The organism is Solitalea agri (assembly GCF_023914155.1).
Classification (GTDB): domain Bacteria; phylum Bacteroidota; class Bacteroidia; order Sphingobacteriales; family Sphingobacteriaceae; genus Solitalea; species Solitalea agri.
Map to the genome: position 1 here is coordinate 63216 of NZ_JAMWYS010000036.1, position 22635 is coordinate 85850.

Sequence of the window (22635 nt, forward strand, 5' to 3'; positions counted from 1 at the left end):
CAATGATTATGTTAATAAATAAAATGAGAGGCGTTTTAGTAATGAGTTTAGCCGCTGCAGTTGTATTAACTTCTTGCTCAAAGGTTAAACGCGACCCGGGAATGGAGTATGCGCCGCAGATGTATCGTCCGGTTGCTTACAATCCGGATCAGAAGAACACTGTTTTTGCCGATGGCAAAACAGCTCAGACACCGGTGGAAGGAACCATTCCAACTAATTACGAAGTATTCCATTATCCTCATACACCTGAAGGATATGAAGCAGCAGGCGCAGAGTTAAAAAGTCCGCTTGCTCATACTAAAGAGAATTTTGAAGAAGGTAAACGCTTGTTTGTGAATATGTGTTCACACTGTCACGGTAAAACAGGTATGGCTGATGGTAATGTTGTGGCTAAAGCAGGTTTCCCTGCACCTCCAGCCTACAACAGTGCTCTATTGAAAGATTTACCAGAAGGTAAGATGTTTTACTCTATCACTTATGGTAAAGGAGCTATGGGTTCTCATGCTTCACAGCTAAGTAAAGAGGAGCGTTGGAAAATCATCCAATACGTTCAATTCCTTCAGAAACAATAATTTTTGGACTTTAAATTAAAATTCAATGCAACTAGATACTTCAAAACAATTTGAGTTTTCAGGAAAAGCCAAAACTTATAGTCTTATAGCCATTGTTATTGGTGTGGTGTGTATTGCTGCCGGCTTTATTTTTGGAGATCCTCACCGTACCTGGGCTAACCTATTGGTTTGTGCTTATTACATGACCTGTTTAAGCTTTGCGGGAATGATGTTCTTAGCCATTCAGTATGTGGCTAATGCAGGTTGGGCAACCAGCATTCTTCGTATCCCTAGTGCTTTTACTACCGTAATTCCTTTCGCAGGCGTTATTTTATTCGCCGTAATTTTTGGTGGTTTATCAACTCATAATCTTTATGAGCACTGGAATGCTCCAGGACTTACTGATCCTAATAGCCCTAATTATGATCCGCTTATTGCAGGTAAATCTGCTTGGTTAAATGTGCCTTTCTTTGTAACGCGTAACGCTCTTTACGTAATCGTTTGGGGATTGTTCGCTTACATGTTAAGAAAATTAACCCTAAAAGAGGATCTTGAAGGCGGCATGGAAAGCTATAACAAAAGCATTAAGTTCAGCGCTATTTTCTGTGTGATCTTCGGTTTTACTTTCCCATTATTTGCTTTTGATACCATGATGTCAGTTGAGGCTCATTGGTTCTCAACAATGTTCGGTTGGTGGAACTTGGCTGCTTTATGGGTGACTGGTCTTTCGGCTATCGCCTTAACGGCTATCCTTTTAAAGGAAAGTGGTCATTTGCCATGGTTCAATACTAGCCAATTGCATGACTTAGGTAAGTTGATGTTCGGATTCACTATTTTCTGGACCTATACCTGGGTTGGTCAGTTCCTGTTAATTTGGTACGCAAACATTCCTGAAGAATTAACCTACTTTGTTAATCGCTGGGAACCTGAATATAAATTCTTATTCTGGTTAGATATCGTTATCTGTTTCTTAGTACCATTCTTATTATTGATGACAAGTGATAACAAACGTAACTTTAAGCGTATGAAGTTAGCCGCTATTATCATCTTAGTTGGTCACTGGTTAGATTACTATGTGATGGTAATGCCTGGTACCGTTCATGAGCACCCAGGTTTTAGCTATTATGAGTTCGGTACCCTGATCGGCTTTGCCGGTTTATTCGCCTTCTTAATGTTAAAAGGTTTGAGCAGAGCTCCTTTGGCTCCTAAAAACCATCCGTATTACGAAGAAAGTAATCACCATCATATCCCGAATATCTAATCGTTATAATTTAACTATGTCGATACTTAAAAAATTATCAATTTTTGCTTCTGCCGCTATCGCTACATTTTATACCAATGTAGCAATGGCGCAGGCAGCTGAGGCTGGTGCAGACGCAGCTAAAGCTGGCGCTCGCACTGAAATGTGGCTTACTGTTGCTTTCTACATTTTAATGTTTGTAGCAGCCGGATTTATTTTAGGAGTTGTTGGTCGTGCTTTAAAAGTTTACGAATTAACAACCACTGCTACTAAGAAAAAAGGCATTAACTGGAACTCTATTAATGCTACCTTGTTTTTGGTTATTGGATTTTTAGGCCTTTACGGTGCTTTCTGGGAATTGAATGCACATGGAGGATGGCTTTTGCCTGACCCTGCGTCTAAGCACGGTGTTGAAACCGATAACTTATTACATGTAACTTTCTACATTACATTTACTGTATTTGTACTTACACACCTTGTTCTGTTTACTTACGTTTTCTTATACAGAGGCCGTAAAAACAAAAGAGCTTATTACTACCCGCACAACGATAATCTTGAAAAGATTTGGACCTTAGTGCCTGCAGTAGTATTAAGTATTTTGGTATTCTTCGGATGGAAAACCTGGACAAGCATTATGTATCCTGAGAACTTAAAGGATGCGATTAAAGTTGAAGCGGTTGCTGAGCAATTTAAATGGACTATTCGTTACGCTGGTAAAGATAACTTATTGGGTCCTCGTAACTATCGTTTAATTGGCGGAGACAATGTGTTGGGTGTTAAATTTGACGATAAAACTTCTCAAGATGACTTTTTCCCTCAAGAAATTGTATTGCCGGTAAATAAAACTGTTCAGTTCCAATTTGGCGCTAAAGATGTGATTCACTCGGCTTATATGCCTCACTTCCGCGTGCAAATGAACTGCGTACCAGGTATGAATACTTACTTTACTTTCACTCCAACCGTTACTACTAACGAAATGAGATCGAAGGTAAACGATGCTAAGTTTGACTACTTGTTGTACTGTAACAAAATTTGTGGCGCATCACACTTTAACATGAAGTTTGTGATTAAGGTAGTTAGCGAAAAAGAGTATAGAGCATGGTTAAAAAATCAAACACCTTTTTGGGTGAAGAAAAATGAAAAACCTGCTCCTGCAGCCCCAGCTGAAACACCAGCGGCTCCTGCAGATTCAACAAAAGCTGATACTACTAAAGCTGCAGATAAAACATTGGCAATTAACATTAAGTAATTAGAGCGAAAAATACTATCAATATGGCTTCCCAAGTTATTTCTCCTGAGGCAGTTCATCATCACGATGTTCATGGCCACGATGCTCACGGGCATCACCATGAATCATTCTTGTCGAAATACGTTTTCAGTATGGACCACAAGATGATTGCCAAGCAGTTCCTGATCACCGGTATCATTATGGGTGTGATCGGTATGATACTGTCTATTCTTTTCCGTATACAATTAGCATGGCCTGATAAAGAGTTCCCTTTACTAGAAGTAATTTTAGGTAAATGGGGAGAAGGTGGCCGGTTAAATCCTGCGTTTTACTTGTCATTGGTTACCATTCACGGTACCATCATGGTATTCTTTGTATTAACAGCAGGTTTAAGTGGTACTTTCTCTAACTTATTAATTCCTTATCAAGTTGGTGCTCGTGATATGGCTTCGCCATTCATGAATATGCTATCATACTGGTTCTTCTTCTTAGCCAGCGTGGTAATGGTTGCATCATTCTTTGTTGAAACTGGTCCTGCCGGTCCGGGATGGACTATTTACCCTCCTTTATCAGCATTGCCAAAAGCAATGCCAGGTTCAGGAACAGGTATGACCATGTGGTTAATTTCAATGGCAATGTTTATCGCTTCATCTTTGATGGGTGGTATCAACTATATCAGTACAATATTGAACATGCGTACTAAAGGTATGTCAATGACTCGTATGCCATTAACCATTTGGGGTTTCTTATTAACCGCAATCTTAGGTTTATTATCATTCCCTGTATTATTTGCAGCGGTTATCCTTTTAATTTTCGACCGTAGCTTTGGTACAAGTTTCTACTTGTCTGATATCTATCTTGGTGGTGAGGCATTGCCTAACACAGGTGGTAGCCCAATCTTATTCCAGCACTTATTCTGGTTCTTGGGTCACCCAGAGGTATATATCATTATTATGCCTGCTTTAGGTATTACTTCAGAGGTTATTTCAACCAATGCTCGTAAACCTATCTTCGGTTACCGTGCTATGATTGGTTCGTTCCTGGGTATTTCCTTCCTTTCGTTTATCGTTTGGGGTCACCACATGTTCGTAACCGGTATGAATCCGTTCTTAGGTTCGGTGTTCATGTTTACCACGTTAATCATTGCGGTTCCTTCAGCAGTAAAAACCTTTAACTACTTAGCAACACTTTGGAGAGGTAACCTTCAGTTAACACCTGCTATGTTGTTCGCTATTGGTTTGGTATCATTCTTTATTACTGGTGGTGTTACCGGTTTATGGTTAGGTAACCCTTCAATTGATATCAACTTACACGATACGTATTTCGTAGTAGCTCACTTCCACATTGTAATGGGTTGTTCGGCTATCTTCGGTATGTTGGCGGGTGTTTATCATTGGTATCCGAAAATGTTCGGTAGAATGATGGATAACAAATTAGGTTACCTGCACTTCTTCTTAACTTTCATCTCAGCGTACCTGGTATTTTTCCCAATGCACTTTATGGGATTAGATGGCGTTCCTCGTCGTTACTATACCTTTACTGAGTTTGAAATGTTTACCAAATGGATCCCATTGAATAAATTCATCACACTTGCAGCTATTTTAGGTGCTGTTGCTCAGGTGTTATTCTTATATAACTTCTTTGTAAACATTTTCAGAGGTAAACGTGCTCCTCAAAATCCTTGGAACTCTAATACTTTAGAGTGGACTACTCCTGTTGAGCATTTCCACGGAAACTGGCCTGGAGAAATTCCAGCTGTGTACCGTTGGCCATACGATTACAGTAAACCAGGTGCTGAGCATGATTTCATTCCGCAAACTGTGCCATTATCTGAAACTGTAAGCTCTAATACTCCACACGATTTTGGTTTCCACGGAGACGAGTCACAATTTGTGCATGAGTATTATCAGCCGCAAAATTTATCAGCTGCTGAAGCGCAAAAAGCTAAGCAAGCTAATTAATATCCAAAAATTTGGGTAGTGGAGCATACTTCTGCTACCCAAACTTTTATCCATACAATGCAGAATAAGTCCGAGAAAAAATTCTTATCAGTTTGTTTTACCGCAATCCTACTTACCTTTTTGGTGATTATTGCGGGTGGGGTGGTAAGAAGTACAGGTTCAGGTATGGGTTGTCCCGACTGGCCTAAATGTTTCGGACATTATATTCCGCCTACTACCATTAACGAGTTAACTTTTTCTGAAGGAAAGTTTTTCAAGAAAGGGTACATCGTTATCTGGAATGAGGCACTTTACAAGGCTAAACAAGATTTTACTACCGGGAAAGAGTTTGTGCCAAGTGATTGGGAAAAATACACTAAACATAGTTACGCTAAGTTTAATGTATACCATACCTGGACCGAGTATGTAAATCGACTTACAGGAGTTCTTTTAGGTTTTGGCGCTATTGCAACTGTTGTTTTTGCCATTCGCTATTTAAAAACAAACAAGCGCAAGGTATTTTGGCTAAGCCTCTTTAACCTGTTTTTAATTGGTTATCAGGGTTGGTTAGGATCTAAAGTGGTTGAAAGTAACCTTAAGGCATACATGGTTACCATTCATATGTTTGTTGCATTGATCATATTAGCACTGTACATATATATTTATGAACAGGCCAGAGCAAGAAAATTTGCTCTCGCTGATTTTGAAGTGGCGAATATGAAGCGAATTAAAGTGGGCGCTTTTGTATTAATGACGCTTACAATGGTACAAATGCTTTTAGGGACCCAGGTAAGAGAAATTATTGATGAGATTGCTGCCGTTCTAAATCAAACAGGCCGTGAACAATGGGTAAGCCGTGTTGGGTTTATATTCTTATCGCATAGAGAGCTGGCAATTGCTGTTTTAGTGTTAACAGTTGTGCTCTTTGTTTGGATTAGAAAAGTGACGGATAATACGTTTGTGCAAGTGTTTAATTATAATTCACTGCTGGTAGTATTACAAATCATCACTGGGATTGTGTTAGCATGGATGGCCTTACCTCCAGTGTTTCAAGCTCTCCACCTTGTATTTGGATGCTTAATGTTTGGATTACAGTTTTGGACTGTTTTGTTTTTGTTAAAAATTAAAGCGACAAGTAGTGTTGCTGTTAAAGTATAAGAAAAGTGTTGTTAGAAAAATCAGTTAAAGCCGATATATCAACCGTTATCGCTACCAAGTATGCCGATTATTCGGCTCTGGTAAAAATGCGTTTGAGCTCTCTTGTCGTGTTTACGGCTGCTATTTCTTATCTCTATGCCGACAAAGGGGTAGAGGTAATGGATTGGTCTAAGTTTATTTCATTAATTATAGGTGGATTTCTGGTAACAGGTTCTGCTAACGGATTTAATCAGCTATTAGAACGAAACCTCGACAAGTTTATGAGCCGTACTCAGGATCGTCCTTTACCTTCGGGTAGAATGTCGGTTGCAGAGGCGCTTATTGCTAGTTTGGTGATGGGTATTTCAGGTATTCTAATTTTAGGATACCAAGTGAATTACCTTACAGCGTTCTTTGGCATATTCTCGTTGCTTTCATACGCGTTTATTTATACACCATTGAAGCAAGTATCGAGATTGGCAGTGTTCGTTGGTGCAATACCAGGTGCAATGCCTCCATTATTGGGTTACGTTGCCAGTGCTAACCATTTTGGTATGGAGCCCGGATTGCTGTTTGCCGTTCAATTTGTTTGGCAGTTTACCCATTTTTGGGCTATTGCCTGGTTATTGAATGAAGATTACAATAAAGCAGGTTTTTATTTGCTCCCTTCATTATCGGGTACAACAAAAGCCAGCGCCTATTGGATCATGGCTTCATCAATTATTCAGATACCAGTGAGTGTGTTGCTTTATACCTACCATTATGTAGGCGTATTTTATTTGATCGCAGCAATTGTAATGGGTATTTGGGGACTTTATCCGGCTTATAAATTGGTGCAAAATTGCGATAAACCTTCGGCAAAGAAAGTAATGCTTACAGGGTTCCTGTACATTACAGTTATTCAGGTAATGATGTTGATTGATAAGATTTAAGCATGAAAGATATAGTGATGAATACAGAGGAAACTAAATTGAACATCCGCCCTGTGAAATTTGTAATGTGGTTGTTTATTGTTGCAAGCATTATGTTGTTTGCAGCATTCACCTCAAGTTATATTGTTCGCAGAGCTGAAGGAAACTGGGTGGAGTTTGAGCTTCCTAGCTTGTTTGTACTTTCAACTGTTTTGATCATAGCCAGTAGCGCAACAATGCATTGGGCTTACCTTTCGGGTAAGAAATTGAACTTTGAAAAGCAGAAACTAGGCTTATGGTTAACAATTGCCTTAGGAATTGCATTTCTTGTTTGCCAGTTGCTCTCATGGCAGCAATTAGTTGCAGAGAAGGTTTATTTTGTAGGTAATCCTTCCGGATCGTTCTTATATGTTATTTCAGGCTTACACGGTGTACACATTATCGCAGGGATAGCAGTATTGCTTGCTCCGCTAATTGGTATATATCGTAACATAGCCCAGGTAAAGAATATGCTTAGATTGGAGTTGGCTTCCATCTTTTGGCATTTTCTGGATATTTTATGGATTTATTTATACGTTTTTTTACTTTTGAACCACTAAAATTTAACTAATGAGTACTGTTGCACACTTAGAAGAAGAAGTTAAATCGAGTGCTTGGAGCGGAGGTAAGTCTCCATTCTCGGTTGAATATGGCAAGCTGATGATGTGGTTTTTCCTCTTGTCAGACGTCTTTACTTTTTCGGCATTATTGATTTTTTATGGCGCAATGCGCTTCAAAAGCCATAGCTGGCCTGATCCTGATGTAGTTTTTAAATCAGTACCAGGTGTGGAGCATGGCGAATATCCATTGGTGTTCGTGGGTATCATGACCTTTATCCTGATTGCCAGTTCGGTAACAATGGTATTGGCCGTAGAAGCCGGTCACCGCAATTCAAGAAAAGAAGTATTAAACTGGATGATCCTTACGATCATTGGTGGATTTACCTTCTTAGGCTGTCAGGCTTGGGAGTGGTCTCACCTGATTCACGAAGGAATGAGCTTACACCACAATCCATTCATCAATGCTGATGGTTCTACTGGGGCTGTTCAGTTCGGACAATTATTCTTCGTAATTACCGGTTTCCACGGTTTCCACGTATTTACTGGGGTTATCATTAATATCATTATTACCATCAATGTGTTAATTGGCACTTATGAGCGTCGTGGTCATTATTTAATGGTTGAAAAGGTTGGTTTGTACTGGCACTTTGTTGACCTTGTTTGGGTATTCGTATTTACCTTATTCTATCTAGTTTAATCTGTTAACCCTGAACTTTTATATAAAATGTCAGCACACGAAACTACTATATCACACGAACATCATGAAGAGCATGCATCAATGACCAAATCATTGATCTGGAAAGTGTTCTTTATTTTATTGGGTGTTACCCTTGTGGAGTTTTTTATAGCGTTGTACGCTTTACCTCACCACTGGTTTTCACAAGAAATTGCCAACTTCGTTTATATCGCTTTAACCATTGTTAAGGCTGCATATATCGTTGCTTATTTTATGCACTTAAAGTTCGAGAAAATCGGACTGATCATAGGTGTGGTTCTACCAATAGTATTTTTGGTGTACTTTGTGGCGCTAATGATCATAGAGGGGAACCATCTATTATTCTCAATTAAGTAACAATGAATACAAGGATAAGTCTTTATAAAAAAGCCGTTATCCTGTTTTTTGTGTTTCTTCTACCGGTAATAACATACTTCTTGTTAAAATCGGGTCAGAATATGTACAAGCCACTTCCGGTCTATGGGCCTAAAGAAGTGGCTTCTACTTTTCATTTAAAGAAGGGAAGAAAAATTCAGGATACCATTTATCATACTATCAGTTTTTACCCGGCAGCTGATACCGGAAAGATCATCATGGCTAACTTTCTGTTAACTGATGAGATGAATGGGAACAAGGCCGCCAATGAGCAAACCTGGCGCTTGGTAGATTATTTCAAGAAAAACCCTAAACTGTTATTTGTAACCTATAGTGCCAATAAACAATGGCTGGCCGATAGTAGCTCAACTGATAATTGGAAAGTTGTATATGCTCCAATTGATTCATTAGCCACTATAGCTCAACAACAGTATTTGTTGAATGAGGTTCAAATAGATAGCTTAACCAGAAAACCTACGGCATCTCGCAGGTATGTTATGCTTGATAATCATCATCGTATTCGTGGTTTTTATAAAATGGAAAACCGTTTTAATATCGATACGTTAATGGATGAGGTTAAAGTGATTACGGTCGAATTGATCAGGGAAGAAGACGATAAAAAGCTGAAATAAAAAGTAGTTTTTTATTGTTATAATGAAATTCCCCTTTGGGGGATTGGGGGTAAATATGTCAGAGAAATTATTATTCAGAATTGTTGCCGGTGTTTCGGTATTTGTATTTGTGGTTGTGGTATTGTTAAACCGAAAAGTATTACCTGCACCTGCAGTTGATCCTTCTTCAATTTTGATCTTGCCAAAACTAAATGCGTTTATTAACGGTACATGTAGCATCCTGTTGCTTCTTTCATTGTATTTTATCAAACAAAAGAATATAGCCGTTCATAAAAAATTAAATCTTACAGCCTTCTTTCTTTCCAGTTTGTTTTTGGTGTCATACATTGCTTATCATTGGTTGGCCCCTCAGGAAGCTAAGTTTGGAGATTTAAACGGCGATGGAACAGTTGATTCTACTGAATTAGTAAATGCCGGTTCAGGGAGGACCATTTATCTCATAATTCTGATATCGCATATCATTTTAGCTGCTTTGGTTTTACCGCTTGTTTTACTTTCCTTTTACTGGGGACTTAAAATGGAAGTGGCTAAGCACCGCAAAATTACCCGCTGGAGTTATCCTATCTGGCTATATGTAACCATTACAGGAGTTGTGGTGTACCTGATGATTTCGCCGTATTATTTAAAATAGCAAACATTTTAAGGGTATAATTAGTTATTTTTGAGGTGTTTAAAATATCAGGTAAGATGAAGAAGTTAGTTCTTTCGTTTTTGTTCGCTTTCTCTCTAATCAGTATGCTTCCGCTTATTTCTAATGCACAATGTCCTATGTGTAAATCATCTGTTGAATCGTCGATAGAAGAGGGTGGAAAAAAGGGAACCGGTTTGAATAACGGAATTTTATATTTATTGGCAGCACCTTATATTGCTGTGGCTGGAGTGGGTTTATTATGGTACCGTAATTATCGCCGTAAAAACATAAGCGTGAACATTCCAGAGCAAAAACTTAATTTAAACTAATCGGAGAGCACAGCCTCTTCGATTTTTCTTATACATCGCCCGTATTTTCCTCAAACCATCTATTTGCATACGGGCTTTACATTAACCAATCATTGTAATGGCTATTTCTAGTTTTCAAGCTATCGTTCAGCAAAAATGTCCTCGTTGTCGTCAGGGAAATATGTTCGTTCATCCTGCCTATAATTTGCTTCAGTATCAGAAAATGCATCCTAATTGTCCGGTTTGTGGTTTGCGTTATGAAATAGAACCTGGTTTTTTCTGGGGAGGGATGTACTTAAGTTACGCGCTCAATGTGGCACAAAGTGTTACCCTGGGTATTGCTACTTATGTGTTATTGAATGATCCAGGGCCTTGGGTTTATTTGAGCATCATCATCGGTGCTATTTTTTTGTTTATGCCAATAAACTTTCGGTACGGACGGGTGTTAATGTTGCATTGGTTTTCGCCAATTAAGTACGATTCTTCTTATTCAAAACCTTCATGAGCATTGACTCGTAATCTGAGAATAGAAGTTAATAATGAAGGCTCTTGACGACCAATTGAAAACAAATTAACTTTCGGAAAAAATAAATATGCTAAAGCAAACCACCTTCGACTTTCTTAAAGAACTAGCCGATAATAATAATCGCGAATGGTTTACAGAAAATAAGAAACGTTACGATGCCGCTAAGCAGGATGTAGAAGTGTTTGTTGATAAAGTTTTAGCAGAGCTTGCCAAAATTGATGTGGCAGTTGCAGATATTAACGCTAAGCAATGTGTCATGCGTATTTACCGTGATGTGCGCTTCAGTAAGGATAAATCGCCTTACAAGAAGAATTTTGGAATAGTTGTTAGTCCGATGGGAAAGGGCGTAAATGGACCGTGCTATTATTTACATATCGAACCTGGTACCTGTTTTGCCGCTGGAGGATATTGGATGCCGGAGGCTGAACATATAAAATCGATCAGACAGGAAATTGATTATAACACCGAAGATTTTAAATCGATTATTGAAGCTAAAACATTTAAACAGCTTTTTAACAAACTCGATGAGGAAGGGAAATTAAAAACGGCTCCCAAAGGTTATCCCGCTGATCATCCTGAAATTGAACTTTTAAAACTGAAAAGCTTCACCGTTTCTAATCAGCTGGATCAAAAAGAACTTTTAGGTAAAAATGCTATTGGAAAAGTGTTGGAGGTATGGAAAGAGGTTTATCCTTTCAATCAGTTTCTAATCAATGCAATAGCTTCATAGCTTAAGTAGAAAATATTATTGAAAGCGACAATGATGGAAGTCTTTGCCGCTTTTTTTATTAAATCACGCTATTCAAATTAAAGGTTTACTTATTTTAGGCTGCAAATTAATTCTGTTTATGCGAACAACCACAATTTTACCAGCCATTGTACTTGTTTCTGTTATCGGTTTAACTTCTTGTGTTGCCTTGAGTAAGAAAGACTATCGGAAACTAATTTCGGAGCGAGATTCATTACAAAACACCTTAGTTAATTGTAATACAAAGGGAGATAGCCTGATGATGCTTGCTAATAAATTGAAAGGAGATACTTCTAATCTTGGAGATCAATTAAGATTGGCTCAAGAGCAGAATGAGCAATTGTTTAAAGATTATACTTCGCTACGAAATAACAGTACCGGAGAGATTAAAAAGCTTTCAGCAGATTTGGCCGCCCGCGAGAAAAATTTGCGTGAAGTGGAAGCCATTTTAAAAAGCAGGGATGAGGCCACTAAAGCATTACAGCAGAAGTTGTCGAAAGCTTTGTTAGGTTTTGCTGAAAGCGGCTTAACAGTATCTGTTAAAGACGGAAAAGTGTATGTGTCATTAACCGATAAGCTGTTGTTTGACACAGGAAGTATTGTTATTGATGCAAAGGGTAAGGAAGCCTTGGATGAGCTGGCTAAAGTGCTAAAAACGCAGCCCGATATTAATATTTTGGTTGAAGGCCATACAGATAATGCCAAAGTGAGAAACTTGGGGCAGATCAAAGACAACTGGGATCTTAGTGTTTTAAGAGCAACTTCGGTTGTCAGATATCTTACTGATACTCAAAAATTAGACCCAATAAAGGTGGAAGCGGCAGGGAGAGGTGAGTACATTCCTTTAATGATTGAAAATACTCCTGAGGCAAAGAGTAAAAACAGACGGATTGAAATTATTCTTTCGCCTAAGTTAGATGAGCTTTATAATTTACTGCAAACCAAAAATTAGTAAGCCAATGAAGAGGCTCTGTTTGCTTGTTTTTTCCTTGATGTGTTTTACAGTTACCAATGCACAATCGAAAGAGGAAGCATTGGATAAAGTTATAAAACAATTATACTCGGCAATTTCAGGGCCAGCGGCACAACAAAGAGATACTGCACTGATCCGATCACTGTTTACTGCTGATGCTCGTTTAATGCCCGTTTTTGCTAATAAAGAACAAAAAATAGGGGTAAGGGTGCTATCCGTCGATCAATATCTTAATGGGTTAAGTAGATTAACGAAAGATCAGGGTTTCTTTGAGAAGGAGCTATCAAGAAAGATAGATGTTTATGGCAACATTGCCCAGGTTTTTTCTACTTATCAATCTTTTCATAATTTGGAGGATGAGAAGCCCTTTCAGCGAGGGATTAATAGTTTACAGCTGATGTACGACGGTCAAACCTGGAAGATATTAAATATTACCTGGAATGCAGAAACGCCCGAAAATCCTATTCCCGGGCGTTATTTGGTAAATTAGAATATTTTTAAAACGGACTCGTAAAGTCTTTCAATTGGGGGAGAATCTGATCCTTGTCTGAAACAAGAACATCGATTTTTCCCCAATCTATATTTAAGTCAGGGTCGTTCCAGATAATTCCACCTTCTGATGCTTTATTATAGAAATTAGTGCATTTATACGTGAAAATGGTATCATCTTCTAATGTAATAAAGCCATGAGCAAATCCTGCAGGAATCCAAAACTGCAGTTGATTTTCGGCACTTAGTTCAATGCTATAATGTTGGCCAAAGGTTGGTGAATTCTTCCTAATATCTACAGCGATATCTAATACTTTTCCTTGAATTACCCTCACCAGTTTTCCTTGTGCAAATGGAGGAGCTTGGAAATGTAATCCACGCAATGTTCCTTTTTGTGATTTGGATTGATTGTCCTGAACAAATTCGTCGGTAATTCCAGCCTCATTAAATGTACTCTTGTTATAACTTTCAAAAAAGTAACCACGGTTATCGTTAAAAATGCGTGGTTCAATAATTAATAAACCTTCTATAGGTGTTTTTGTAATATTCATTTAATTGGGTGTTCAGTTTTTGGAGTGGACATAAATCGAGTTTTGATAAACTTACCCCTCGGCAAGAATCTCCATAACTGATCTGAAAGCAACTATTTTGCTGCCATATTTCTCAGTTACTTCTTGTCTAAGTACAGGAGCAAACTCTTTTTCATATTTAAAGTAATCATTCATGGTTTCGCAGAAATACTGAAATGAAAAAGTAGTGCCTACCTGTTCAGGGTCCACAGGAGCAATAAGTTCAGCAATCCGATATGACTTGAATATACCCGTATTCATTACATCCGGGATATGCTTATCTCTCATCCAAACTAAAAACTCCTCAACTATTTCGGGTTCGATATTTATAGTTACGTTAAACTGTACCATCTTTTTTAAGTTTAACGCAAAGGTTAAAAAAATAGGTGTAAGTATCGAATTTCCGCGACTTTCTTCCTCATAAAATAATTAAAAAAAGTAAAGGATAAGACAGGTTATATGTATAAAAGTATTGATGAAATTTAGTAAATTTAGAAGACACCCTCTCAAATTACTGCCTTATGTTTACGCGCTTTCACCATATTGTCAAATTCTTTTGGCTGTCTTTCTTTTTCGTTTTCATGTGGAATAATTTTTCAATCGCTCAGCAAACCTATGCGGAAAGACTTGGGTGGAAAAAGGGTGATCGTGTGCTTATACTTCATGTTGATGATGTTGGCATGTCATATGATTCAAATCAGGGAGCTATTGAAGCCATTGAAAATGGTGTAGCTAATTCAATGAGTGTAATGATGCCATGTCCATGGGTTCCACCGATTGTGAAGTATATTAAAGAACACCCAGAAGTGGATGCTGGTTTGCATATAACACTTACATCTGAATGGAAGTCATACCGATGGGGGCCTGTGGCTGGGCAACGAAGAGTTCCCGGATTGACTGATAAAGACGGCTGTTTGTGGAAAGATGTTGACTTGGTGCGTAAACATGCAACGGCTAAAGAAGTAGGTCGTGAAATAAAAGCCCAAATAGCCAAAGCCCGAAAAATGGGCTTTCACCCAACTCACCTCGATTCTCATATGGGTACTGTTTTTTCGAAACCCAGCTACTTGATGAAATACATGAAAATTGGTAGGAAAGAGGGGATACCCATCATGTTTCCTGGTGGACATAATTCAATGTTACTTGCACAAGTTAGAATGCATGATCTGTCGAAATTAAATGACTCGAAATTTAGTTTGGCTGGAGATCAGGCTACGGAAAAGCTTAACTATATGATGAAGCTGGCTCGCAGTGTAGGTAAAAAAGTATGGAATTCGGGATTGCCGGTACTGGATGATTTGAATGGAATGAGCATTGAATGGAAGTTTCCTGATGATACTGAGAATACGGATGAAAATCTTCAAAAATGGATTACTCAACAATATGAGGAAAACTTAAGTAAGATAAAACCTGGTATTACCATGGTTATTATGCATTGTACAAAAACTACTGATTCATTTAAGGAAATCTCGAAATCAGGAAATCAAAGACGAGGTGATATGCTGGCCATGGTTGATCCGCGATTACGAAAATTTTTAGAAGATCAAGGCTTTATTCTTACCACCTGGAAAGAAATAATGGAAAGAAGACAAAAAGTTGGCCCAAAAAAATTTAAACATGTAAACCAGGATATTTTGAAGAGTGTATTGTTTAATTAATGATATCGCCCCTTAATGCGCGAAAACGTTTACGGGCTTCTAGTACATATAAGCTACCCGGAAACTGTGTCAACAAACGCTCATAAAGCTCTTGGGCTTTGGGTTTATTATTAAGATGATGCTCGTTTAGGTCGGCCAACATAAATAGTGCATCATCTCCCCAAATATCATAATTAAATCGTTCGATAATTTCGGTAAGTGTTTTCGCTGCTTCGCTATATAATCCTTTTTTGAGCGAAATGGTTGTTTCGGCCATTAGAATATCATCTTCCAACGGATGTCCCGGATATTGAGCCTTTAGACTGTCGAGAGTAGCTCTGGCATCTGCCAATTGATTTTTAAAAATTTCAAGATCAGCATGAGCATACATTTTCAATGGTTTGTTGGTGCTGTCAGGGCCTGCATTATCACTTATCACCAATGAAAGGTTTAAGGCATCATTCGCAAAGAGCTGAGAGGTAGACGCCTTAAGAACATCCAGCTGTGCTTTCGCCCAGTCGAAATCACCATTCCAGAATGAAAGACGTGCTCCCCTGAACCGAGCTTCCTGTCCCATTGGGTTATCTCTAAATGATTTATCAACTTGTCCATATAGCAAAGTTGCCTCCCATACATCTCCTGAGATAACATAGATGTCCCCTAAGTCAAGCTTGCACTGTGCCTGAATGGAAAAAGAAATTCGGGGTGTTTTAATAGCATCTTCAAGTAAGGAAATGGCTTCATTAGTCTTGTGAAGATAATAGGCCTTTAAATGAGCCAGCTCCCGCACCATGTACAAGGTTTCATTTGTTTTGCCAAATTCGACGATTGCTTGTTCATAATCCTTCTCTAGCGAAAGTAGATCTTCCTGCGTATAATTCCCGGCAATAATCTTTTTATTTTTTACACTGATGAAAGCCATTTTTGCTTCGCTGTAAAGTGGGCTTTTGGGGCTTAGTGAAATAATGCTTCCATAGGATTTAATAGCAATGTCATACTGTTCAGCATTCGCTGCTGATTCTCCAACAGTTAATATACGTTCACCATCCTCATTCAGGGCTTTATTAAAAACAATGGCTTTTTCTAAGGCCAAATTAAAGTTTTTTTGCTGTAGATAGGCCCATATCATCAAATCAGCCAATTCGGGGTTCTGGTTATCTTTGCTGATCCTTTTCTGCAAAATGGTTTGCAATGTTTCAAAATCTTTTTTTTCCTGTAAAGAACTTGAAAGAATACTTTTTGACTGACTTATAAAGGTTGGGTTTGCTGATAGTTGCAGTAAAGTTTCTTCAATAATAGCAGTTTTATCTTGCTTCAGATTATAAAGCCTTGTTAAATCATAGGTAAATAATGACTCATTGCCCATTACCTGCCGACCTTTCTTAAAAGCCTGTATAGCAAAATCATATTCAGCAATTGAGTAAAACTTTTGTCCTGCTTCGCTAATGGTAAACATGTCAGGGCCAATGTCATTAATGGCCTTGCTGAAAAACTCTTTAGATTTTGATGAATTTCCGCTTTGTTTATAAATGTTACCTAAATCTATTAGGTAACGCAAAACTTCAGGGTTCCTTTTTACCTGTTTAGCGCTGATTTTTTCAGCTTTATCAAACTGCTTTAGTTTTAACAAGCAGTTTATCAAATTGGTATAACTGCTTTCTGAACCAGTTTTTGTATATACGTCTTCATACAAATCGGCTGCTTTCTGGTAATCGCCATTACGCAAAAAATCCTGTGCAAGCACTTCATCCATGTCCTTTTGTGCAAACGCTGTAAAAGGCAAAATGTTAAGCAGTAGGTAAATAACAAGTCGACGCATCTCTGTAAAAATATTAAACAATCTTGCTATAAATTTCTGTTTCTGCAAATTATCAATTACCAATAAATGGTACGATTTCAACTTGAGATCCCTTTACAACATTGCTATGAGGATGAATGCGAACGTAGCAGTTCGCGTTGGCATAATCGGTCAGAATTATTTCATCAACTTTCTGTTGAAAGTTAACAATTACCTCTTTGTCAAAAACTGAAAAACGGCCGATAGAAAAATGAGTGTGAGCAGTTTTATTCTCATAGTTACTGGCAGAGGTAGCCTTTATTAACTGAAAAGGTTTTCCCAAAGCTTTTAATACTGCAGCTCTGCCATAAATTTCGGCCGAAAGAAGAGCACCGGTTTGCTCTTCAGGTAAAAAGAAGACAACTTTATGCTCATCAAAGCCAATAAGAGTTTTTTCTCCCGGAGTTTGACTGATCCTGTTAACAAGGAATTTTATCCCAAACTGCTCGAACTTAGGGGCAAGCTGATGATGGTCGTAGCCGGTTAACATAATTATATCCGACCGATCGATCAAAGTTTTGATTTGTAAATCAACATCAGGGTTTTCCATTATTAACATAGGTTCCATAATGGTATTTACCCCGTTGAAATCTTTAATTAAACTTTTTATTATTGGAGAAATTATTGGCTTAATAGGATATAATTGGGTATAAACAGGTTGAATGCAAACTTCAATGGCTTTGTATACATTTAGCTGCTCAATATCCAATTTATGTAAAATGCCTAGTTCGTAGGCTCTTAATAAAGTGCCGCGCTTAAGGGTTGTTTCGTAGGTAGCGAAATTTGTATGGTTATATATATTTTGCTTTTCAGGTAACAAAAGATCTTCGGCCAAAAACATGTTCAATGCATCGGCTAAATCAACCCGAACAATTCGTTTAGAAGGAGAGAATTGTTGTTGAATAGAAAATAAAACTTCTTCTACTGTGGTCAAGACTGGGACAAATTAAATATTTACGAGTTTATATCGTTTCCTTGTTACAGAGGCTATAAAGTCGTAATAATGTTGATTTTTAGGGGTAAAATTGTTGTTACAGCCCGTTTTGGGGCTTTCAATTTTACCTATTTTTAACACGGTTTAGCAAAAATAGAATAAAAAGGGGATATAAACTTTATGAAGGTATTTTTTAAATGCGCATTGTTTTTACTGATGGGAGCGCTGAGTGCATGTGATAAAAAAACAGCAGTAAGGGAGATACCTATTGCCGATTTCTTCAAAAATCCTGAGCGAACCTTCTTTCGTCTTTCACCTGATGGTGAATACATCGCATTTCTCCAGCCCTATAAAGACCGCTTGAATCTGTTTGTGCAGAAACTTAATACCAATGAAATAACCCAGGTAACTTCTGAAAGTGAAAATGCGATATTAAAATATTGGTGGGGCGGTAATAATCAGCTTATTTACTTGAAGGATAACAATGGTGACGAGCGTTATCACCTATATGCAGTTCGTAAAGACGGCTCCAATAATCAGGATATTACCCCTTATCCAGATGTTTCAGTCCGCTTGATTGATGTTACTAATGACGGGAATATATTGTTGCTGTTAAATAAACTTGATCCGAAACGGTTTGATGCCTATCGTATGAATTTGGAGTCGGGTGAGTTGACAATGATTGCCGAAAACCCCGGGAATATTAATTACTGGATGGCCGATCATGATGGAAAGCTTTTGTTAGCAGTAGAAACGGATGGGGTGAATGATCGGGTACTATATCGTCCGGATGAAAATAAGCCGTTTAGGGTTGTTAGAAGTGTACCGTTTAATGAGAGTTTAGAGCCACAATGCTTTTCATTTGATAGCAATAAAAGCATTTACGCTCTGTCAAATATTGGGCGAGATAAAATGGCCCTTGTTGAACTCGATCTTGAAACAGGTAAGGAAATCAGAACGGTTTATGAAAACAAAGATGTAGATGTTGCTGAAATTGGTTATTCAAAACAGCTGAGAAAAATTCTTTGGGCTGGGTATACAACCTGGAAATATGAGGTGCATTTTTTGGATGAGCCTTCGGCTTGTTTCTATAATAATATCTCCAAAAAATTACCGGGTAAAGATCTATGGATAACCGGAATGGATAAAAAAGAGGAGAAATTTTTGGTCAGAACCTATAGTGACAAAAATCCGGGTACGTATTATTTATACGAAATCAATTCTGATAAGTTAAGTAAGCTGAGTGATATTTCGCCATGGATTAAAGAAGAAGAAATGGCCAAGATGGAACCTGTTTCGTACCGTTCAAGAGATGGTTTAACAATTCACGGGTATTTAACTTTGCCAAGAGATAAAGAGCCAAAAATGTTGCCAGTAATTATTATGCCTCATGGTGGTTCAAGCCCCTGGACCAGGAATAAATGGGGTTATAATGCAGAGGTTCAGTTTTTAGCAAACCGTGGGTATGCTGTTTTGCAAATGAACTATCGTGGATCTACAGGTTATGGGAAAGCATTTTATCAGGCCTCTTTTAAAGAATGGGGAGGCAAAATGCAAGACGATATTACCGATGGAGCAAAATGGTTAATAGAGAAAGGTATTGCTGATTCGAACCGTATTGCCATTTATGGAAATGGTTTTGGAGGATATTCGGCATTGGTTGGTTGCATTAAAAACCCTGAATTATATAAATGCGGAGTTTCTTATTGTGGCATTATCAACCTGTTTACTTATCTGAAAGATATCCCGCCGTACTATAAATCAATGCAGGGTATGTATTATGAACTTGTAGGTAATCCTGAAACTGATGCAGATATTTTACGCGAGGTGTCTCCAATTTTTCATGCTGAAAAAATTAAGGTTCCGTTTCTGGTAGCTCAGGGAGCCAAAGATCCTCGGGTAAATGTTCAGGAAACCAGCCAATTGGTAAAAACATTGCAAAAGCAGGAGATAGACGTAAAATATATTCTTAAGCAGAACGAGGGAACATATTTTATGAAACAAGAAAACCGCATTGAGTTTTATAAAACGATGGAGCAGTTTTTTAATGATAATTTAAAGAAATAGGAATTACGGACGTTGGAAGCTAGAAATCAACACAAAAGTACATATCGTCAAAATCTGGTGCTAATTACCAGTTTTTTTATTCTTATTTCTCTTTCTTTTATACTGGCTCTATTTTTATCGTATAAATTCACCCAAAAGTTTGTTGAAGGGCAATTTGATAGCGATAAGGCGAAAGTGCTCGATAAAACCATTGAACCTTATAATGATTTCTTAAATAATGAAGTTCCTAAGTTTTCATTGTATCAAGGCTTTTTGGATTCAGCCTCCGTTTATAAAATTTCCCGAAATCTATTGCGAAATTACCCTTTCATGCAGACGATGGTTTTTTACGATCTGGAAATTAGTAATCATCGTATCACCACTGGATTAACCAAAGATCATTTTTCGGCGGAGTTTAAATCAATCTATCAGTTTGAACGCAATAAAAAACCCGAGTTGCTTTATAGCAGAAAAGACGGGGTGTTTAATTATCCAACCATTGTTGAAACCGACTTTAGCAGCGCGCTATTAAAATTTGTTTCTTACGTTGAACAGGTTGATACCAACCGTATTCCGGATAATAGTCAGATCTTTAATAACTTTTATACCATTAGCGATAACAAGGTAAGTTTCCTTAATGTGCCCAGAAGGCAAGAAATCAGGATCTACAAAGAGTTTTTTAATACCACAGAACAGGCTCAGGCTCCCTCGGCTCTTTATGAACAAGATCTGGTGGTATTTCATCTCGACCCTACCAGGCTTAAGATCGAAAACGTAAACCCACAGCTTTATCAGCATATAATGATCAAGTCGTTTATGTTCGACTCATTAAGTACTGATCAACGGCATTATTATACTACTGGAATTTCGTTGCCGGGAGCGTTTTCAGATTACCAACTTTATTTTATTTCTACTAAGGATCATTTAAGTAAAGAGATCTATCGGATATTTACTCCGCTTGCAATAGGTTTTATTATCGTTTACCTTTTGGTATTGTTCATTGCCTATCTGATTTTTCGTAACCTGAACATTAATCAGAAGCTCTTTAAGTTACAGTACGATTTTATTAATAACCTTACGCATGAGTTTAAAACTCCCGTAAGTGTGATAAAAATAGCGGGAGATAATATTAGGAGCAGTGATGATTTAACACAGCGCGAACGATTAAACTATGGGCGGATATTAAACGAAGAGGCTGATAAGCTAAATGATTTAATGACTAAGTTGCTTTCATTTACACAGCTTGAAAACAAATCTATTAAGTTAAAGTACTCTAATGTAAACCTTGGAGTTTTTTGTCAAAACTTAGTTGATGCTTATCATATTAAATACCCCGATTTTAACATTGAATACAGAATTGAAGATACTGAAGTATTTGAAACTGATGCAGTTTTACTCAATAGTGTGTTTACCAATATGATGGACAATGCCTATAAATATTCTTATCCGGGTAATAAATACCTAAATATTAATATTAAAAGGCAGCGTAAGCACTTGATCTTAAGATTTACTGATCAGGGTATTGGAATTGAGAAGCAGGAACTTGAAAACATATTTAAAAAGTTTTACAAAGTAGAGAACGAGTTTAACCGTCATGGAAGTGTAGGCATAGGTCTGGCGTTTTGCAAAGAAATAGTTAACTTCATGAATGGAGAGATTAGTGTGAAGAGCAAACCCGGTAAAGGATCGGAGTTTAAAATTATTTTACCTTTTAAAAAGAACTGAACATAATACAATACAGTTAAGTCTATGGAAAAGAAAAAAATAAAAGTAGCTGTTGTTGAAGATGACGAAAATCTTCGTTTTTTGGTCGCCAGCAGGTTAGAGAAAGAAGGATATACAGTTTTTGAAGCGGCTAATGGTCCCGATGGCGAAACATTAATATTAAGAGAAGAGCCAGAAGTAGTATTACTCGATTGGATGTTGCCTGGTAAGCAAGGTTCGGCAGTTTGTTCATCATTGCGTCATCAAAATTTTGAAAACCTGATCATCATGATGACGGCCAAAGCACAGGATGTTGATAAGATTGATGCATACAATTTTGGGGTTTCTGATTACATCACTAAACCATTCAATATGGACGTATTGGTGGCCCTTCTTGATAATAAAGTGAAATTTATTTTAACGCATGATAAAAGCGAAGTGCATAAATTTCATAATATGGAGCATCACCCAAGTATTCACTCGCTTGTTACCGCCGATGGTAAGAAAATTGAGCTTACAATTTTGGAGAACCGGATTCTGCTCTATTTCTTGAAAAACCCGAATAAGGTAATCAATCGTGATGAACTGATGCAAGTAGTTTGGGGTTATAATTCCGACGTGAATACACGCACGCTCGACATGCATATCGTTCGCTTACGGAAAAAGATAGAAGACAATCCTGAAAATCCTCAACTGCTGCAAACAGTACGTGGCATAGGATATAAGTTTAATATTGATTAAGCAAAACCCGGTTTAATAGCCGGGTTTTTTGTTTTGAGTAGTAGATCTACGTTTTTTACATTAATTCTTTATCAGTATCTTGCGGCCCTATCGAACATCGCTCTATATACGTTTGAATGCAATTTTTTAAAAATAATCCCGGATTACTCTAAAACTACTCTATT

At 37.7% G+C, this 22635-nt stretch carries 24 protein-coding genes; 20 read left to right on the forward strand and 4 right to left on the reverse strand.

Features of this window, described 5'->3' with window-relative positions:
* Positions 1-2: 2 nt before the first annotated feature.
* The 16 genes from NF867_RS11295 to NF867_RS11370 all read left to right on the forward strand — a co-directional run bounded on the left by NF867_RS11295 (position 3) and on the right by NF867_RS11370 (position 13004).
* Positions 3-572, forward strand: a complete 570-nt coding sequence (locus tag NF867_RS11295; protein ID WP_341870046.1) for a c-type cytochrome — start codon at positions 3-5, stop codon at positions 570-572.
* 25 nt (positions 573-597) lie between these two features.
* Positions 598-1812 (forward strand): quinol:cytochrome C oxidoreductase, encoded by a 1215-nt coding sequence (locus tag NF867_RS11300; RefSeq protein ID WP_252588108.1) that lies wholly within the window; start codon positions 598-600, stop codon positions 1810-1812.
* Positions 1813-1828: 16 nt separating this feature from the next.
* Positions 1829-3040, forward strand: a complete 1212-nt coding sequence (locus NF867_RS11305) for a cytochrome c oxidase subunit II (RefSeq protein ID WP_252588109.1) — start codon at positions 1829-1831, stop codon at positions 3038-3040.
* Positions 3041-3063: 23 nt separating this feature from the next.
* Positions 3064-4980 carry a cytochrome c oxidase subunit I gene (locus NF867_RS11310; RefSeq protein ID WP_252588110.1) on the forward strand — a complete coding sequence of 639 codons (1917 nt, stop codon included), beginning with the start codon at positions 3064-3066 and terminating at the stop codon, positions 4978-4980.
* 57 nt (positions 4981-5037) lie between these two features.
* Positions 5038-6117 carry a COX15/CtaA family protein gene (locus NF867_RS11315; protein ID WP_252588111.1) on the forward strand — a complete coding sequence of 360 codons (1080 nt, stop codon included), beginning with the start codon at positions 5038-5040 and terminating at the stop codon, positions 6115-6117.
* 5 nt (positions 6118-6122) lie between these two features.
* Positions 6123-7028, forward strand: a complete 906-nt coding sequence (cyoE, locus tag NF867_RS11320) for a heme o synthase (protein ID WP_252588112.1) — start codon at positions 6123-6125, stop codon at positions 7026-7028.
* A 2-nt stretch (positions 7029-7030) separates the two neighbouring features.
* Positions 7031-7606 (forward strand): cytochrome c oxidase subunit 3, encoded by a 576-nt coding sequence (locus NF867_RS11325; protein ID WP_252588113.1) that lies wholly within the window; start codon positions 7031-7033, stop codon positions 7604-7606.
* A 10-nt stretch (positions 7607-7616) separates the two neighbouring features.
* Positions 7617-8303, forward strand: coding sequence for a cytochrome c oxidase subunit 3 (locus NF867_RS11330; RefSeq protein WP_252588114.1), 687 nt, complete (start codon positions 7617-7619; stop codon positions 8301-8303).
* A gap of 27 nt (positions 8304-8330) precedes the next feature.
* Positions 8331-8678: a cytochrome C oxidase subunit IV family protein gene (locus NF867_RS11335; RefSeq protein WP_252588115.1), complete on the forward strand. Its 348-nt coding sequence runs from the start codon at positions 8331-8333 to the stop codon at positions 8676-8678.
* Positions 8679-8680: 2 nt separating this feature from the next.
* Entirely contained in the window at positions 8681-9328 is a 648-nt protein-coding gene (locus NF867_RS11340; protein WP_252588116.1) for a hypothetical protein, read from the forward strand.
* Between the two features lie 55 nt (positions 9329-9383).
* Positions 9384-9959, forward strand: a complete 576-nt coding sequence (locus NF867_RS11345) for a DUF420 domain-containing protein (RefSeq protein ID WP_252588117.1) — start codon at positions 9384-9386, stop codon at positions 9957-9959.
* 56 nt (positions 9960-10015) lie between these two features.
* Positions 10016-10288, forward strand: a complete 273-nt coding sequence (locus NF867_RS11350) for a hypothetical protein (protein WP_252588118.1) — start codon at positions 10016-10018, stop codon at positions 10286-10288.
* Positions 10289-10385: 97 nt separating this feature from the next.
* Positions 10386-10772, forward strand: coding sequence for a DUF983 domain-containing protein (locus NF867_RS11355; RefSeq protein WP_252588119.1), 387 nt, complete (start codon positions 10386-10388; stop codon positions 10770-10772).
* Between the two features lie 88 nt (positions 10773-10860).
* Positions 10861-11523, forward strand: coding sequence for a DUF2461 domain-containing protein (locus NF867_RS11360; RefSeq protein ID WP_252588120.1), 663 nt, complete (start codon positions 10861-10863; stop codon positions 11521-11523).
* A gap of 118 nt (positions 11524-11641) precedes the next feature.
* Entirely contained in the window at positions 11642-12493 is an 852-nt protein-coding gene (locus NF867_RS11365; protein WP_252588121.1) for an OmpA/MotB family protein, read from the forward strand.
* A gap of 7 nt (positions 12494-12500) precedes the next feature.
* Positions 12501-13004: a nuclear transport factor 2 family protein gene (locus NF867_RS11370; protein ID WP_252588122.1), complete on the forward strand. Its 504-nt coding sequence runs from the start codon at positions 12501-12503 to the stop codon at positions 13002-13004.
* A 7-nt stretch (positions 13005-13011) separates the two neighbouring features.
* On the opposite strand, the gene rfbC is transcribed toward NF867_RS11370, so the two are convergent.
* Positions 13012-13554 carry a dTDP-4-dehydrorhamnose 3,5-epimerase gene (gene rfbC / locus NF867_RS11375; RefSeq protein ID WP_252588123.1) on the reverse strand — a complete coding sequence of 181 codons (543 nt, stop codon included), beginning with the start codon at positions 13552-13554 and terminating at the stop codon, positions 13012-13014.
* Positions 13555-13605: 51 nt separating this feature from the next.
* Positions 13606-13923, reverse strand: a complete 318-nt coding sequence (locus NF867_RS11380) for a DUF4286 family protein (protein WP_252588124.1) — start codon at positions 13921-13923, stop codon at positions 13606-13608.
* A 170-nt stretch (positions 13924-14093) separates the two neighbouring features.
* Between NF867_RS11380 and NF867_RS11385 the strand changes: the two genes are divergently transcribed.
* Positions 14094-15230: a polysaccharide deacetylase family protein gene (locus tag NF867_RS11385; RefSeq protein WP_252588125.1), complete on the forward strand. Its 1137-nt coding sequence runs from the start codon at positions 14094-14096 to the stop codon at positions 15228-15230.
* Here NF867_RS11385 and NF867_RS11390 read toward each other — a convergent pair.
* Complete coding sequence (locus NF867_RS11390) at positions 15223-17028, reverse strand: tetratricopeptide repeat protein (protein ID WP_252588126.1); 1806 nt, start codon at positions 17026-17028, stop codon at positions 15223-15225. The genes NF867_RS11385 and NF867_RS11390 overlap by 8 nt on opposite strands.
* Before the next feature lie 52 nt (positions 17029-17080).
* Entirely contained in the window at positions 17081-17980 is a 900-nt protein-coding gene (locus NF867_RS11395; RefSeq protein WP_252588127.1) for a molybdopterin-binding domain-containing protein, read from the reverse strand.
* Positions 17981-18160: 180 nt separating this feature from the next.
* On the opposite strand from NF867_RS11395, the gene NF867_RS11400 reads away from it, so the two are divergent.
* From NF867_RS11400 to NF867_RS11410, 3 genes are read left to right on the forward strand one after another with little or no spacing between them, the layout of a single operon-like run.
* On the forward strand, positions 18161-20047 hold the full coding sequence (locus NF867_RS11400; RefSeq protein WP_252588128.1) for a S9 family peptidase: 1887 nt from the start codon (positions 18161-18163) through the stop codon (positions 20045-20047).
* 57 nt (positions 20048-20104) lie between these two features.
* Positions 20105-21751, forward strand: coding sequence for a sensor histidine kinase (locus NF867_RS11405; RefSeq protein WP_252588129.1), 1647 nt, complete (start codon positions 20105-20107; stop codon positions 21749-21751).
* Positions 21752-21775: 24 nt separating this feature from the next.
* A complete protein-coding gene (locus NF867_RS11410; RefSeq protein WP_252588130.1) occupies positions 21776-22471 on the forward strand; it encodes a response regulator transcription factor in 696 nt (231 codons plus the stop codon).
* Positions 22472-22635: the final 164 nt, after the last annotated feature.

Bases quoted from the DNA above. Each gene is read 5' to 3' on its own strand.
- NF867_RS11370 (WP_252588122.1), top strand. From the start codon at position 12,501: ATGAAGAGGCTCTGTTTGCTTGTTTTTTCCTTGATGTGTTTTACAGTT.
- NF867_RS11355 (WP_252588119.1), top strand. From the start codon at position 10,386: ATGGCTATTTCTAGTTTTCAAGCTATCGTTCAGCAAAAATGTCCTCGT.
- NF867_RS11295 (WP_341870046.1), top strand. From the start codon at position 3: ATGATTATGTTAATAAATAAAATGAGAGGCGTTTTAGTAATGAGTTTA.
- NF867_RS11300 (WP_252588108.1), top strand. From the start codon at position 598: ATGCAACTAGATACTTCAAAACAATTTGAGTTTTCAGGAAAAGCCAAA.
- rfbC (WP_252588123.1), bottom strand. From the start codon at position 13,554: ATGAATATTACAAAAACACCTATAGAAGGTTTATTAATTATTGAACCA.
- NF867_RS11310 (WP_252588110.1), top strand. From the start codon at position 3,064: ATGGCTTCCCAAGTTATTTCTCCTGAGGCAGTTCATCATCACGATGTT.
- NF867_RS11350 (WP_252588118.1), top strand. From the start codon at position 10,016: ATGAAGAAGTTAGTTCTTTCGTTTTTGTTCGCTTTCTCTCTAATCAGT.
- NF867_RS11305 (WP_252588109.1), top strand. From the start codon at position 1,829: ATGTCGATACTTAAAAAATTATCAATTTTTGCTTCTGCCGCTATCGCT.
- NF867_RS11345 (WP_252588117.1), top strand. From the start codon at position 9,384: ATGTCAGAGAAATTATTATTCAGAATTGTTGCCGGTGTTTCGGTATTT.
- NF867_RS11400 (WP_252588128.1), top strand. From the start codon at position 18,161: ATGAAGGTATTTTTTAAATGCGCATTGTTTTTACTGATGGGAGCGCTG.
- NF867_RS11330 (WP_252588114.1), top strand. From the start codon at position 7,617: ATGAGTACTGTTGCACACTTAGAAGAAGAAGTTAAATCGAGTGCTTGG.
- NF867_RS11325 (WP_252588113.1), top strand. From the start codon at position 7,031: ATGAAAGATATAGTGATGAATACAGAGGAAACTAAATTGAACATCCGC.
- NF867_RS11340 (WP_252588116.1), top strand. From the start codon at position 8,681: ATGAATACAAGGATAAGTCTTTATAAAAAAGCCGTTATCCTGTTTTTT.
- NF867_RS11380 (WP_252588124.1), bottom strand. From the start codon at position 13,923: ATGGTACAGTTTAACGTAACTATAAATATCGAACCCGAAATAGTTGAG.
- NF867_RS11390 (WP_252588126.1), bottom strand. From the start codon at position 17,028: ATGCGTCGACTTGTTATTTACCTACTGCTTAACATTTTGCCTTTTACA.
- NF867_RS11315 (WP_252588111.1), top strand. From the start codon at position 5,038: ATGCAGAATAAGTCCGAGAAAAAATTCTTATCAGTTTGTTTTACCGCA.
- NF867_RS11410 (WP_252588130.1), top strand. From the start codon at position 21,776: ATGGAAAAGAAAAAAATAAAAGTAGCTGTTGTTGAAGATGACGAAAAT.
- NF867_RS11365 (WP_252588121.1), top strand. From the start codon at position 11,642: ATGCGAACAACCACAATTTTACCAGCCATTGTACTTGTTTCTGTTATC.
- NF867_RS11385 (WP_252588125.1), top strand. From the start codon at position 14,094: ATGTTTACGCGCTTTCACCATATTGTCAAATTCTTTTGGCTGTCTTTC.
- NF867_RS11335 (WP_252588115.1), top strand. From the start codon at position 8,331: ATGTCAGCACACGAAACTACTATATCACACGAACATCATGAAGAGCAT.
- NF867_RS11360 (WP_252588120.1), top strand. From the start codon at position 10,861: ATGCTAAAGCAAACCACCTTCGACTTTCTTAAAGAACTAGCCGATAAT.